Origin of the sequence: Burkholderia sp. Ed8, from assembly GCF_040761425.1 — a bacterium.
GTDB classification, from domain to species: domain Bacteria; phylum Pseudomonadota; class Gammaproteobacteria; order Burkholderiales; family Burkholderiaceae; genus Burkholderia; species Burkholderia seminalis.
In genome coordinates this window covers 3,016,745-3,031,556 of sequence record NZ_CP142886.1, presented here as the reverse complement: position 1 = coordinate 3,031,556, position 14,812 = coordinate 3,016,745, and the positions used below count along the sequence as shown (strand labels likewise).

Here is a 14,812-nt window from a genome sequence, read left to right as displayed (position 1 = left end):
CGCCGCGACGCCGGTATCCCGGCGCTCACGCGGCGCGCGTGCGGCCGGAGCCTGAATCAGGTCTTGTCGCCGATGCGGAAGATGCGCGTGAGCGGCGTCTTCGTCGTCGGCCCGAACCACGCGTCGTAGATCTGCGTCGCGCGGCCGTTCGCCTCGAGGCCCTTCAGCGTGTCGTTGACGAAGCCGAGCAGGCGCGTCTCGCCCTTCGGCACGCCGACGCCCATGTAGTCGTTCGAGATCGTGAATGCCGGGATCTCGTAGTTCTGCTTGTCGGGCACATTCGCGAGCAGGCCGATCAGCTTCGGGCCGTCCTGCGTGATCGCCTGCACGTTGCCGGCGCGCAGCGCGGCGAATGCGAACGGCGTATCGTCGTACGCGACGATCGTCGCCTTCGGGAATTTCTCGCGCAGCGTGATCTCGTTGGTCGTGCCCTTGTCCGCGCCGACGCGCAGGCCGTTCAGCTGGTCGGCCGATTTCAGCACGCCCTTCTTCGCGAGAAACTGCTGGCCCGACGAGAAATACGGAATGCTGAAGTCGACCTGCTTCGCACGCTCGTCGGTGATCGTGAAGTTCGCGAGCACGAGATCGACCTTGCCGGACGTCAGGAACGGGATGCGGTTCGCGGGATTGGTCGGCTGCAGTTGCAGCTTCACGCCGAGCTTGTCGGCGAGCGCCTTCGCGTAGTCGACGTCGAGGCCGACGATGTGGTTGTTCTTCGCGTCGACATAACCGAACGGCGGGTTGCTGTCGAACGTCGCGACGCGCAGCACGCCGGCCTTCTTGATGTCGTCGAGCCGGTCCGCATGCGCGACGGTGCCTGCGGTGATGAGCGCGGCCCCGACGAGCCACGTAGCGAGAGTGTGGAATTTCATGAGCACGACCTGATTTGTTATGAAGGCCGCCGCGGATCGCGCGGCGGCCCGGTTCGAAGAACATCGCGACGCAGTGTGTCGCCGCGAAGCCGCTAACGTAGCAGCGCGTGCGGCGAATCCGAACCAACAAATGGTGCTTTGCTCTGCGGGTTTCGTGATGAGGCGCGCGGTACGGCGCACAAAAAAAGACGCCCGCTGCACGCAGCGGGCGCGAATCCCAGTCAAGGAGGTGTCACACGAACTACAGGCCCAGATTAAGGAATTCGCGTGAAACGGACAACGAATCGATTTCCATATCGATATGACGCGACATGCTCACGCCGGTACTTCCCGGGTCGCGCAGTGGATGCCGCCGCCGCCCGACGCGATGCCGAGGATGTCGACCTGCACGATCGCGCGACTGCCCGCATATGGCCGGATCGCGGCGACCGCGGCCGCGTCCGCCGCCGCATCGTTGAACTTCGGCATCACGATCGCGCCGTTGCACGTATAGAAGTTGATGTAGCCGGCCGCGAAATGCGACATCTGCCGCTCGCTCAGCGTCGTGCCGGCCGAGGTCCCGAAGCTGACGGGCGGCACGAGCTCGACGATCCGCAGCGGCCGGCCGTTCGCGTCGATCTGGCCGGCCAGGCGCTTCCGGTTCGCGTCCGTCAACGCACGCTCGCCGGTCGAATTCGACGCGTCGTAACAGCAGGCGACCACCCCGGGCGCGAGAAAACGCGCATAGAAATCGACGTGACCGTTCGTGATGTCGCTCTCGCCGGCCGGCGTCGCCGCGCCGCCGGCACCGCCCACGCCGCTGCCGCGCGGATAGGTCGGCGTGCCCGGCAACCAGATGATCTTCCGCACCCCGAGCGTGCGCTGCAGTTCGGCGAGCACGACCTCGCGGGCCGTCGGCAGCAGCGTGGCGTTGGCGATCACGCCATTCGGGATGTCGAACAGCTGCGGATTGCGGTTCACATGCAGCACGGCCGATTCGGTGAGGATCGCCGTCGCGTCGCCGTCGAATTCGATCGCGCCGCCTTCGAGCGTCAACGTGCTGCGGACCAGGGTCGCGCCTTGGGTCTGCGCCATCCAGCCCGCCACCCTGCCGTCCTGGCTGAATGGCTGGAAGAACTTGCCGGCCTTCGACCGGTTGCTCGCGGCCAGGATCGCCGGCGCAATCGTGCCCGCGCTCTGGCCGACGCCGTCGGTGTTGGCGTTGCCCCAGCCGTTGAAATTGAAACCGATCGCGTTCAGTGCATTGCCGTTCGCCGTGTCGCGGACGAACACGCACCCCGTGTCGCGCACCCAGAAATCGTTGAAACCGTCGGCGAGCGGCACGAGGGTGATTCCGCCCGTGCCCGCGGCGCGCGCCGCATAGCGCGCATGCAGGTCCGGATTCGCGACACTCGCGCTCGCGAGCAGCGCGCGGGCCGCGTCCAGATCGACCGGCAGCACCAGCATGGTGACCGGTTCGGTCGCGCCGATCGCCTTCGCGACGTCCATCAGGTCGGCCCGCACGCGATCGATGCCGGCATCCGTACTCTGTGACGTGACGGGCGACCAGATGCCGTCCACGCCGGACGCGAAGGTCATGTAGGTCGACGCGTGCGGCGCATCTTCCGCCGGCAGCCGGTACACGGCCTGCCGTGCCGACGGTGTCGGGCGCGACGCGGACGCCGCGTCGGCCGTACCGCCGTCGCCGCATGCGGCCAGTCCACCCAGCAGCGGCATGCCGAGCCAGGCGGCCGAACAGCGGATGAATCCGCGTCGGCCGGCATCCGGCATGGGCGACGCGTTCGGGTTCGTGATCACGTCGTTTCGTTGCTTCGCCATGTATTCCACTCCATTGCGCGGACGGCGCGCATGCGTACGCGCCGGAATCCGTTCCACGAAACGGATTCCGCATTGTTATTCAGTAATCCGAAAATATATAAAAATGGCAGCGGCATTCGAACCGGTCACGCGGACCGGTCCACGACCTCGCTCAGGCCGGCTGCTGCTGCGTCGTACAGTGAATGCCGCCGCCGCCCGCGGCGATGCCGTCGATGTTCAACTGGATGACTTCGCGGCCGGGAAACAGGTCGACGAGCGTGTCGCGCGTGTTGCGGTCGGCGCGGCTGTCGCCGAATTGCGGCGCGATCACCGCGCGATTGCATACGTAGAAATTGATGTAGCCGGCCGCGAACTCGTCGTTCTCGTACGCGTGCCGGACGGTCCTCGGCCCCGGCAGCACGACGACCTTCAGCGGGCGCCCCTTCGCATCGGTGGACTTGCGCAGGATCTCGAGGTGCTGCCGCGTCACCGCATGGTCGTACGACGATGGATCCGTGTCGAGCCCGGCCACCACGACACCCGGGCTCGTGAAACGCGCGTAGAAGTCGGTATGCCCGTCGGTGATGTCCTTGCCGGCAATGCCGGGCAGCCAGATGATCTTCTTCAGCCCGAGCAGGCGGCTCAGCTCGGCTTCGCACTGCGCCTGGCTGACGCCCGGATTGCGGTTCGCATTGAGCACGCAGCTGCGCGTGATGATCGCCGTGCCCTCGCCGTCCACCTCGATGCCGCCGCCTTCCAGCACGAGCTTCGTGTCGATCGGCCGCGCGCCGGCGCGTTCGGCCACGAACGGCGCGACTTCCGCGTCCTGGTCGTGTTCCTGCTTGTTGCCCCAGCCGTTGAAATTGAAGCTCACGCCGCCGAGCTGGCCCGACGCGTTCTTCACGAACACGGGCCCCGTATCGCGCATCCACAGATCGTCGACCGGATGCTGGACGAGCTCGACCGACGCGCCGCACAGCCGCGATGCGAGCGCGTAGTCCTGCTCCCGCACCAGCATCTTGAGCGGCTCGTGCGCGGCGATCGCCTTCGCGACCGCGGCCAGGTTCTCGCGCACCACGGGCAACAGCCGCGCGCCCCAGATGTCCGCGCTCGGGCCGAACGCCATCCAGGTCGCCGTGTGCGGCGCGCCTTCGTCCGGCATGTGCCAGGTCGCGCCCTGCTGCGCGTGCGCGGCGCGGCCGAACAACCCGCCCATCGCGCCGGCGGCCAGCGCCGCGCCCGATACGGACAGGCCGCGTTTCAACAGTTGACGTCGTGTGGTCATCGCATTCCTCTTTCGCTTGCCGGTTATTTCGATTGTTTCTGCGCGGGCCGTCACGGCCGCGCGGTCTTGAAGCCGAGCCAAGTGCGGCCTTCCAGGCGCATCGCGGCCGGCGATTCGGCGATCGGCGTGAACAGTGTGCGCCGCGTCGCCTCGTCCGGATAGATGCCCGGATCGCGCACCAGTGCCGGGTCCATCAGCTTCAGCGCGCCCCGGTTCGCGTTCGCGTAGCGCGTCGCATTCGAGATCTTCGCGATCACGTCCGGACGCAGGATGTAGTCGATGAACGCGTGCGCGTTGTCCGGATGCTTCGCCGATGCCGGAATCACCATCGCATCGAACCACATCAGGCTGCCGATGCGCGGGATGTCGTACACGATGTCGCGCTTCGGATCGCGCGCCTTCGCCTTCTGCGCGGCCAGGTTGATCGCACCGGAGAAGCCGACCGTCACGCACAGCTCGCCGTCGATCAGCGCGTCGGCGTCGGACGAGCCGACGAACTGGCGGATGAACGGCCGCACCTTCATCAGCATCGCCTGCGCGGCCGCGTAATCCTGCGCGGACGGCCGCATCGGGTCGCGGCCGACGTAGCGCAGCGCGAGCGGCAGCACCGTGCTCGCGGAGTCCTGCAGGCCGAGCCCGCATTGCGCGGCGACGCGCGCCGCGATCGCCGGGTTGAACAAGAGGTCGAGGCTGTCGGCCGGCATGTCCTTGCCGAGGATCGCGCGCACCTTCGCGCGGTCGTAGCCGACGCCCACGGTGCCCCACATGTACGGCACGCCGTACTGGTTGCCGGGATCGGACTGCGCCATCTGCTTCAGCAGCGACGGGTCGAGATACTTCAGGTTCGGCAGCCGGCCCTTGTCGAGCTTGCGGTACACGCCGGCCTGGATCTGCCTGGCCATGAAGTCGTTGGTCGGCCACACGAGGTCGTAGCCGCTGTTGCCGGTCAGCAGCTTCGACTGCAGCGTCTCGTCGCTGTCGTACGCGTCGTAGCGCACCTTGATGCCGGTTTCCTTCTCGAACGCGGCAATCGTGTCCGGCGCGAAATAGTTGCTCCAGTTGTACAGGTTCAGCACGTTCTCTTCGTCGGCGCGGGCCGCACCGGCCAGCACGCACAGCGCGAGGCCCGGCACCGCGATGCGCAGCCATCCTTGGTGTTTCATCGCGAATCCCTCATCGATAACAGGACGACACGCCGTCGCTGGTCAGCAACGTGCGGTACATCTCGGGGCGGCGATCGCGAAAAAAGCCCCACGATTGCCGGTCGGCGCGGATCGCGTCGAGGTCGAACGTCTGCACGAGCACGGCTTCGTCGGTGCGGTTCGCCTCGGCCCGCTTCTCGCCGGTGTGATCCGCGATGAAGCTCGACCCGTAGAACACGCCGGTCAGCCCCTGCTGCCGCGGATTGCCGTTGCCGATGCCGACTTCGCGGCCGATCCGGTTCGCCGCCACGACCGGCACCATGTTGGCCGCCGCGTGACCCTGCATCGTGCGCTGCCAGTGGCCGGCCGAATCGAACGCGCTGCTGAACGGCTCCGAGCCGATGATGGTCGGAAAGCACAGGATCTCCGCGCCCATCAGCGCGAGGCTGCGCGCCGTCTCCGGATACCACTGGTCCCAGCAGATGCCGATGCCGATCCGCCCGAAACGCGTGTCCCACACCTTGAAGCCGGTGTCGCCCGGTGTGAAATAGAACTTCTCCGTATAGCCCGGCCCGTCCGGAATATGCGTCTTGCGATAGACGCCGAGGACGCGCCCGTCGGCGTCCGCCACCGCGATCGAGTTGTACGCGGCATTGCCCGCGCGCTCGAAGAAACCGATCGGCAGCACGATGCCGAGCTCGCCGGCCAGCGCCGCGAAACGGGCGATCTGCGCGTTGCCTTCGAACGGCTGCGCGTGTTCGAGATGACGCACGTTCTGGTCGAGGCAGAAGTACGGCATCGCGAACAGTTCCGGGCACAGCACGAGATTCGCGCCCTGTGCGGCGGCCGCGCGGATCAGGCGCTCCGCGGCGGCCATGTTGTCTTCGAGATTCCAGCTGCCCGACGCCATCTGCACGGCGGCGACGGTGATGTGTTTGGACGGCATTGCGTTGCTCCTCGGTGAAACCGGAAACCGCTGACGAAACGTCGCTCAGTGCGCGACGGACGGCTGCTGCTGCGTCGAACAATGAATGCTGCCGCCGCCGATCGACAGCGTCGGGATCGGCAGCATCTGCACCTTGCGCGTCGGGAACGCGCGGCTGAACGCATCGCGTGCGGCCTCGTCCTGTTCGACGCCGAACGCGGTCACGATCACCGCGCCGTTCACCAGGATGTAGTTCGCGTAACAATCGCAGTAGCGCTCGGAGCCGAAGCGTTCGCCGACGATCGGCGACGGCAGGTCGAGCAGCTCGAAACGGCGCCCCGCCGCATCGGTCGCGAGTTCCAGCGCACGGCGGTTTTCGCGCATCACGCGGAAATAGTCGCCCTGCTCGGGCGCTGCGGTCTGGCACAGCATCCGCCCCGGCGCGACGAACGACGCGATGCCGTCCACGTGCCCGTTCGTCTCCACTTCGTCCGGGTTGCCCGGCAGCCACACGATCTTCTCGACGCCCAGCATCCGGCGCAGCTCCGCCTCGATCTCCGCGCGGCTCAGGTGCGGGTTGCGATTGGGATGCAGCAGGCAGCTTTCGGTCGTGACCAGCGTACCCTGCCCGTCGACGTAGAACGAACCGCCCTCCAGCACCATGTGCGAATTGAAGATCTCGGCGCCGGCCGCACGGGCGATGTCCTGCCCGGCCTGCTGGCAGCCGTCGTACGGCTGGTACTTCTCGCCCCAGCAGTTGAAGCGGAACACGGCCGCGCCGAGCCCGTGCCGTTCGCTGACGAGGAAGATCGGCCCGCAATCGCGCAGCCAGTTGTCCTCGGCCGCGACCGGCAGCACGTCGACGCTCGGGCCCACCAACTCGCGCGCGGCATCGGCCTGGCTGTGGTGTACCGCGACCACGCAGCGCTGGTAACGCGCGATCGTCCGCGCGACCAGCGCGAATTCGCGGCAGACCTGCGCGTAATGCGCCCCCCAGAGGTCCTCGCGATTGTCGAGCACCGGCCATCCGAGCCACGTGGCGTGCATGGATTCCCATTCGGCGGGCATCCGGTAACCGCGCTGGCGAGCATCAAAGCGACCCATCGATCCGACTCCGTTGTGATTGATGAGCGATTTTCCGTCAGGTTAAACTTGATGAATATTGATATTTATTGGCTTGATCAATCAATTCACCTCATATCTCGATGCAACGCGTTCCGTCCCTGAAACTGCTGAGCGGCTTCGAAGCCGCGGCCCGGCTGGGCAATTTCTCGCGCGCAGCCGATGAACTGCACCTGTCGCAATCGGCGATCAGCCATCAGATCCAGCAACTCGAAGCGCAGCTCGGGCAGCCGCTGTTCCGCCGGCGCGGCCGCGGCGTCGAGCTGACCATTGCCGGCGAGGTCCTGCAGCGCAGCGTCCAGCGCGCGATGGACACGTTGCGCGGCGGCCTCGACCGCATCGCGACCTACCTGAACCCGGGGCTCGTCGTGCTGGTGTGTCCGGCGCCGTTGCTGCACGGCTGGCTGCAGCCGCGCCTCGAGCAATTGCAACAGGCACTGCCGGACCTGTGCCCGCTGTTGTCGACCGACGAAACCGCGCGCTACGTCGACGAGATCGACGTCGACATGACGATCGGCACGCGGCCGATGCTGCAGCCGGGCCTGGTCGATATCCCGTTCATGCGCGACGAGTGGGTGACCGTGTGCGCGACACCGCTCGCCGAGACGCTCGCCCGCGTGCCGCGCGCCGAACACGCGCGGCACGCGGGGCTCGTCTGCCTCGAAGCGAGCCTGACCGACGAGCGCATGGCGACCGTCTTTCGCGAACGACTGTCGGACTTCCGGATGCAGGCGATCTATGACGACCAGCGGCTCGTGCTGGACGCCGTGCAGCGCGGCCGCGGCATTGCGTGCCTGCCGCGCCTCGTCGCGCAGGCCGGCCTCGACCAGCACGCGCTGACCGTGCTGGCCGACTACCCGCGCCTGCCCGGCACCACGTGGTGGCTGTCGCGGATGGAAGGCCCGTCGCGCTCGCCGATCGTCGGGCAAATGTTCGACTGGCTGGTCGAGCAAGGCATCCGGTCGAGCGTGGCGGCCCCGGCGCCCGACCACGCGAAGCCACCGTCCGCGTGAGCGCGCGCACAAAAAAAGTCCCGCCGATGGGCGGGACGTTCGTCACGATGCCGGGGTGCGCAACGCGCCGCCGATCACGGCTCGTGACGCAGATACCCTTCCTTGCTCGGGTCGCGCATCCGCCACGACACGATCAGCGAGATCGCGCACAGGGCGGTCACGTACCAGTAGAAGGTTTCCTCGCTGCCGATCGACTTGAACCACAGCGCGACGTACTCGGCCGAGCCGCCGAAAATGGCGTTCGCCACCGCATACGACAGGCCGACGCCCATCGCGCGCACTTCGGGCGGGAACATCTCGGCCTTGATGAGGCCGCTGATCGACGTGTAGAAGCTGACGATCGCCAGCGCGACCGTGATCAGCACGAATGCGGCCACCGGGCTCGTCACGTCCTTCAGCGCATGCATCAGCGGCACCGTGCCGATCACCGCGAACGAGCCGAACAGGATCATCGACGTACGACGGCCGATCTTGTCGGACAGCGCGCCGAACACCGGCTGCATCAGCATGTAGACGAGCAGCGCGACGGTCATCACGTTGCTGGCCGTCTTCGCATGCATGCCGGCCGTGTTCACGAGGTATTTCTGCATGTACGTCGTGAACGTGTAGAAGATCAGCGAGCCGCCGGCCGTGAAACCGACCACCGTGAAGAATGCGCCCTTGTGCTGCCACACGCCGCGGATCGTGCCGGCGTCCTTCTTGTCGCGCGAAGCGCTCGTCGACGTCTCGTCGAGCGATTTCCGCAGGTACAGCGAGATCAGCGCGGCCGCCGCGCCGACAACGAACGGAATGCGCCAGCCCCACGCCTTCAGTTCGCCGGCCGACAGCGTTTGCTGCAGGATCACGAGCACGAGCAGCGCGCACAGCTGGCCGCCGATCAGCGTCACGTACTGGAACGACGCGAAGAAGCCGCGGCGCCCCTTCAGCGCAACCTCGCTCATGTAGGTCGCGCTCGTGCCATATTCGCCGCCCACCGACAGGCCCTGGAACAGGCGCGCGACCAGCAGCAGCGCCGGCGCGAGCGCGCCGATCTGCGCGTAGGTCGGCAGCACCGCGATCACGAGCGACCCGCCGCACATCATCAGCACCGAGATCATCATCGCCGCGCGACGGCCGTGACGGTCGGCGATGCGGCCGAACAGCCAGCCGCCGATCGGACGCATCAGGAAGCCGGCGGCGAACACGCCGGCCGTGTTCAGCAACTGCGTCGTCGTGTTGCCGCTCGGGAAGAATGCCGGTGCGAAGTACAGCGCGCAGAACGAGTAGATGTAGAAGTCGAACCACTCGACGAGGTTGCCCGATGAGGCGCCGACGATGGCGAACACGCGCCGCCGGGTGTCGTGCGCGGACAGCGCAGCTTGGTCGGTCTGGACATCCATGGGTTGGTCTGTTCCTTTTAGTGCTTTCTGGGCGAGACGGCTGGGGGCCGCCGCGTGCGGTCGCATGTGGCACCGGTTCCGGTGCCCGACGCTACGGGATTTTAGCGAAATGTAAAGTAACAGGCGCTCCGGGTTCGTCCGGATGTAGAAAAATTTTCTCCCGCCGCGCGTTCGTCATATGAAAACGCCAGCCGTCAGGCTGGCGTCCGATGCAAACATTGCCGAAGACACCGGTCAAACGCGGATCTCCGGCGGCACGTAGCGGCACTCGTAGCGCTTGCGCACGGTGCCGGCCTCGTCGACGCTTTCGAGATACACGTCGAACTGCCAGAGCCGCGCCATGTGCTTGAGCACTTCGTCGCTGTCGCTGGACAGGTGGCGGTTGTCGGTCATGAAGTGACGCAGCGTGAGGCTGCGGTCGCCGCGCGTGTTGACGGCCCACACCTGGATGTTCGGCTCGCGGTGATGGATGTCGTACTGCCGCGACAACGCCTGCCGCACGTACTGGTAGCCGGAATCGTCGTGGATCGCCGAAACCTCGAGCGAATCGCGCATGTCGTCGTCGAGCACCGAGAAGAGGCGCATCTCGCGGATCAGGTTCGGCGACAGGTACTGCGCGATGAAGCTCTCGTCCTTGAAGTTGCGCATCGCGTAGTGCATCGCCGGCAGCCACGGGGTACCCGCGATCTCCGGGAACCACTTGTAGTCCTCCTCCGTCGGCGCCTCGCAGATCCTTCGGATGTCGCTCATCATCGAGAAACCGAGCGCATACGGGTTGATCCCGCTGTAGTACGGCTTCGTGACGGGCGGCTGGTAGACCACGTTGCTGTGCGAATGCAGGAACTCCATCATGAAGCCGTCTTCCAGCTTCCCCTGGTTGTACAGCGTGTTCAGCAGCGTGTAGTGCCAGAACGTCGCCCAGCCTTCGTTCATCACCTGCGTCTGCCGCTGCGGGTAGAAATACTGGCCGATCTTGCGCACGATGCGGATCACTTCCCGCTCCCACGGCTCGAGCAGCGGCGCATTCTTCTCCGCGAAATACAGCAGGTTCTCCTGCGGCTCGGGCGGATAACGCTCCTCTTGCTCCTCCATCAACTCGGGCTTCTTGCCCGGCAGCGTGCGCCACAGTTCGTTCACCTGCGACTGCAGGTATGCCTCGCGCTCGCGCCGCAGCGCCGCTTCCTTCGACAGCGACGGTTTTTGCGGGCGCTTGTAGCGGTCGACGCCGTAATTCATCAGCGCATGGCACGAATCGAGCAGTTCCTCGACGCGATCGAGGCCGTAGCGCTCCTCGCATTCCGCGACGTAGTTCTTCGCGTACACGAGATAGTCGATGATCGCGTGCGCGTCGGTCCACAGCCGGAACAGGTAGTTGCCCTTGAAGAACGAGTTGTGCCCGTACGCCGCGTGCGCGATGACGAGCGCCTGCATCGTCATCGTGTTCTCTTCCATCAGGTACGCGATGCACGGATTCGAATTGATGACGATTTCGTACGCGAGGCCCATCTGGCCGCGGCGATAGCTCTTCTCGGTCGCGAGGAAGTGCTTGCCGAACGACCAGTGACGGTAGTTGACGGGCATCCCGACCGACGCATACGCATCCATCATCTGCTCGGCGCTGATCAGTTCGAGCTGGATCGGGTAGATATCGAGCTCGTACTGTTCGGCGACCTGCGAGATGTGCGTGTCGTACTCCTCGAGCAACTCGAACGTCCAGTCGGACGGGCACGGCAGCGGCTTGCGTTCGGCAACGTTCATACGCGCTTCCTTCTGCCCGGAACCGGGCAAGTCGGCGTCCGGCGGCGGCGGTTCGGCCTGCGCGCGTTGCTGCACTGCGTCAGGGCCGGCCGGGGCGTCGCCGGAAGGGCGCGGCTCGTAGCCGCGCGACTCGTTGTGCAGATGGCGGGTTGTCATGACGTTTCCACCTGCTTTTCGAACAATTCGCGAAACACCGGGTAAATGTCGGCAGCCGATTCCACTTTTTTCATCGCGAGATGCGGCTGCGACAACGCCAGTTGCGCGTATTCCAGCCACAGGTTCTGCTCTTCCGGCGCGACCTGGATATACGCGAAGTAACGCGTCTTCGTGAGGATATCCTCTTCCAGGATTTTGCGACACTTGGGCGAATCGTCGGTCCAGTTGTCGCCGTCGGACGCCTGCGCGCCGTAGATGTTCCACTCGGTCGGCGAGTAGCGTTCGTCCATCACCTTGCGCATCAGTTCGAGCGCGCTCGACACGACCGTGCCGCCGCTCTCGGTCGAATGGAAGAAGGTGTCCTCGTCGACCTCCTCGGCGCGCGTGTGGTGACGGATGAACACGACCTCGATCCGTTCGTAGTTGCGCTTGAGGAACAGGTACAGCAGGATGAAGAAGCGCTTCGCGAGATCCTTGCGCTGCTCGTCCATCGAGCCCGACACGTCCATCAGGCAGAACATCACGGCCTGGCTCGACGGCTGCGGCTGCTTCACGCGGTTGATGTAGCGCAGGTCGAACGGATCGATGAACGGAATCCGCCAGATGCGCCCTTTCAGGTGATGGATCTCGGCCTCGAGCGTCGCGATTTCGGTGCGGCGGTCCTCGGGGTCGTTCTTCAGTGCCTCGAGTTGCGCTTCGAGTTCGCGCAGTTCGTTGACGAGCGGCGAGCCGAGCGCGATGCGCCGGCCAAGCGCGCTGCGCAGCGAACGCACGACGTCGATGTTGTTCGGCGTGCCTTCCGCCGACCAGCCCGCGCGCACGTTCTTCCAGCTCGGCACCGTCAGCAGATGCGTCTTCACGAGGCGCGGCAGTTCGAGATCGTCGAAGAAATACTGCATGAACTCGTCGCGCGACAGTTCGAACACGAAGTCGTCCTGCCCTTCGCCTTCGTTGCTCGCCTGACTGCCGCCGCCGCCCGAGCCGCCCTGCGGGCGCGGGATCTTGTCGCCGCGCACGTAGTCCTCGTTGCCGGGGTGCACGTACTCACGACGCCCGCCAGGCGCGTGCCGGAAATTCGGCTCCGCGATGTCCTTGCGCGGGATCGTGATGCTCTGCGTGCTCTGGATATCCTTGATGCTACGGTCGCGCACCGCGTCGGACACGGCACGACGAATGTAGTTCTTGACGCGACGCAGGAAGCGTTCGCGATTGGCGATGCTCTTGTTCTTGCCGGCCAGCCTGCGGTCGATGATTTGATGAAGCACTCCCGGTCTCCCGCTCGAATGTCGATATGCCGGGACGCTCGCCGCACATGCCGTCTCCCGTCATGCGGGCGGCGTCTCTGAAAGTGCCCGTACGGACTCGCCGTACGGGCGCGGAACCGCGCGCGTCATGACGACTTGCGCACGCGCAGGTACCAGTCGCAAAGCAGCCTCACCTGCTTCGGCGTATAGCCCTTCGCGACCATCCGGTTCACAAAGTCCTCATGCTTGCGCTGCTCCTCCGCCGAACCCTTGGCGTTGAACGAAATCACCGGCAACAGTTCCTCGGTGTTCGAGAACATCTTCTTCTCGATCACGACGCGCAACTTCTCGTAGCTCGTCCACACCGGGTTCTTGCCGGCGTTCGCCGCCCGCGCGCGCAACACGAAGTTCACGATCTCGTTGCGGTAATCCTTCGGATTGCTGATGCCCGCCGGCTTCTCGATCTTCTCCAGCTCCGCGTTCAGCGCGGCGCGGTCGAAGCTTTCGCCGGTATCGTGGTCGCGGAATTCCTGATCCTGGATCCAGAAATCCGCATACGTGACATAACGGTCGAAGATGTTCTGACCATATTCCGAATACGACTCGAGGTAGGCCGTCTGGATCTCCTTGCCGATGAACTCCGCGTAGCGCGACGCGAGCACGTCCTTCACGAAGGACAGGTACTTCTGCTCGATTTCCGGCGGAAACTGCTCGCGTTCGATCTGCTGTTCGAGCACGTACATCAGGTGCACGGGGTTCGCCGCGACCTCGCTCGAATCGAAGTTGAACACGCGCGACAGGATCTTGAACGCGAAGCGGGTCGACACGCCGGTCATCCCTTCGTCGACGCCCGCGTAGTCGCGATACTCCTGGTAAGACTTCGCCTTCGGATCGGTGTCCTTCAGGTTTTCACCGTCGTACACCTGCATCTTCGAGAACAGGCTCGAATTCTCCGGCTCGTGCAGGCGCGACAGCACCGAGAACTGCGACATCATCTTCAGCGTGCCCGGCGCGCACACGGCTTCGGCCAGCGACGAGTTGCGGATCAGCTTCTCGTAGATCTTGGTTTCTTCCGACACGCGCAGGCAATACGGCACCTTCACGACGAAGATCCGGTCGAGCAGTGCCTCGTTGTTGCGGTTGTTGCGGAACGCCTTCCACTCCGACTCGTTCGAGTGCGCGAGGATCACGCCGTCGAACGGAATCGCGCCGAAGCCTTCGGTGCCCTTGAAGTTGCCTTCCTGTGTCGCGGTGAGCAGCGGATGCAGCACCTTGATCGGCGCTTTGAACATTTCGACGAATTCGAGCAGGCCCTGGTTCGCGAGACACAGGCCGCCCGAGTAGCTGTAGGCGTCGGCATCGTCCTGCGCGTACTGTTCGAGCTTGCGGATGTCCACCTTGCCGACCAGCGACGAGATGTCCTGGTTGTTCTCGTCGCCCGGCTCGGTCTTCGCGATGCCGATCTGCCGCAGGATCGACGGATAGCGGCGCACCACGCGGAACTGGCGGATGTCGCCGTTGTATTCGTGCAGGCGCTTGACGGCCCACGGACTCAGGATGCTTTTCAGGTAGCGGCGCGGGATGCCGTACTGTTCCTCGAGGATCGGGCCGTCTTCGTCGTAGTCGAACAGCCCGAGCGGCGATTCGTTGACGGGCGAGCCCTTCAGCGAATAGAACGGCACGCGCTCCATCAGTTGCTTCAGACGCTCGGCGATCGACGACTTGCCGCCGCCCACCGGGCCCAGCAGATAGAGGATCTGCTTCTTCTCTTCGAGCCCTTGCGCGGCATGGCGGAAATACGCGACCACCTGCTCGATCACTTCCTCCATTCCGTAGAACTCACGGAACGCCGGATAGACCTTGATGACCTTGTTCGCAAAGATGCGCGACAGGCGCGGATCGTTGCGGGTGTCGATGTGTTCAGGTTCCCCGATTGCTGCCAGCATGCGTTCACCAGCCGTCGCGTACGCGGATGGATCGTTCTTGCAGAGCGCGAGATACTCCTCCAGCGAGAGCTCTTCCTCTCGCGTTTTTTCGAAGCGGTTCGCGAAGCTGCTGTAAATATCCATGCTACCTCCCTCGCCTAAGTCTGAAGACGTGCCTGCCTTCGTACGACTGC

At 65.1% G+C, this 14,812-nt stretch carries 11 protein-coding genes; 1 reads left to right on the top strand and 10 read right to left on the bottom strand.

The window, feature by feature from the left end:
• Positions 1-56: 56 nt before the first annotated feature.
• The 6 genes from VXM69_RS27870 to VXM69_RS27845 all read right to left on the bottom strand — a co-directional run bounded on the left by VXM69_RS27870 (position 57) and on the right by VXM69_RS27845 (position 7,125).
• Positions 57-872 carry an ABC transporter substrate-binding protein gene (locus tag VXM69_RS27870; RefSeq protein WP_034186939.1) on the bottom strand — a complete coding sequence of 272 codons (816 nt, stop codon included), beginning with the start codon at positions 870-872 and terminating at the stop codon, positions 57-59.
• Positions 873-1,187: 315 nt separating this feature from the next.
• Positions 1,188-2,690: an agmatine/peptidylarginine deiminase gene (locus tag VXM69_RS27865; RefSeq protein ID WP_367189561.1), complete on the bottom strand. Its 1,503-nt coding sequence runs from the start codon at positions 2,688-2,690 to the stop codon at positions 1,188-1,190.
• Between the two features lie 151 nt (positions 2,691-2,841).
• Entirely contained in the window at positions 2,842-3,954 is a 1,113-nt protein-coding gene (locus VXM69_RS27860) for an agmatine/peptidylarginine deiminase (RefSeq protein ID WP_124607962.1), read from the bottom strand.
• 50 nt (positions 3,955-4,004) lie between these two features.
• Positions 4,005-5,117: a polyamine ABC transporter substrate-binding protein gene (locus VXM69_RS27855; RefSeq protein ID WP_049031075.1), complete on the bottom strand. Its 1,113-nt coding sequence runs from the start codon at positions 5,115-5,117 to the stop codon at positions 4,005-4,007.
• A 10-nt stretch (positions 5,118-5,127) separates the two neighbouring features.
• A complete protein-coding gene (gene aguB, locus VXM69_RS27850) occupies positions 5,128-6,042 on the bottom strand; it encodes an N-carbamoylputrescine amidase (protein WP_049031076.1) in 915 nt (304 codons plus the stop codon).
• A 45-nt stretch (positions 6,043-6,087) separates the two neighbouring features.
• Positions 6,088-7,125 (bottom strand): agmatine/peptidylarginine deiminase, encoded by a 1,038-nt coding sequence (locus tag VXM69_RS27845; protein WP_124669097.1) that lies wholly within the window; start codon positions 7,123-7,125, stop codon positions 6,088-6,090.
• Between the two features lie 101 nt (positions 7,126-7,226).
• Between VXM69_RS27845 and VXM69_RS27840 the strand changes: the two genes are divergently transcribed.
• The gene (locus VXM69_RS27840; protein WP_034186944.1) at positions 7,227-8,156 is read left to right on the top strand and encodes a LysR family transcriptional regulator; all 930 of its coding nucleotides are present in this window, start codon (positions 7,227-7,229) and stop codon (positions 8,154-8,156) included.
• A gap of 74 nt (positions 8,157-8,230) precedes the next feature.
• On the opposite strand, the gene VXM69_RS27835 is transcribed toward VXM69_RS27840, so the two are convergent.
• From VXM69_RS27835 to VXM69_RS27820, 4 genes are all read right to left on the bottom strand, one after another.
• Complete coding sequence (locus VXM69_RS27835) at positions 8,231-9,535, bottom strand: MFS family transporter (RefSeq protein WP_034186945.1); 1,305 nt, start codon at positions 9,533-9,535, stop codon at positions 8,231-8,233.
• Between the two features lie 234 nt (positions 9,536-9,769).
• Complete coding sequence (locus VXM69_RS27830; protein ID WP_034186946.1) at positions 9,770-11,449, bottom strand: SpoVR family protein; 1,680 nt, start codon at positions 11,447-11,449, stop codon at positions 9,770-9,772.
• A complete protein-coding gene (locus tag VXM69_RS27825) occupies positions 11,446-12,714 on the bottom strand; it encodes a YeaH/YhbH family protein (protein WP_034186947.1) in 1,269 nt (422 codons plus the stop codon). Before VXM69_RS27825 ends, VXM69_RS27830 begins: the two co-directional genes overlap by 4 nt.
• A 125-nt stretch (positions 12,715-12,839) precedes the next feature.
• Positions 12,840-14,762 carry a PrkA family serine protein kinase gene (locus VXM69_RS27820; protein WP_034186948.1) on the bottom strand — a complete coding sequence of 641 codons (1,923 nt, stop codon included), beginning with the start codon at positions 14,760-14,762 and terminating at the stop codon, positions 12,840-12,842.
• Between the last annotated feature and the right edge of the window lie 50 nt (positions 14,763-14,812).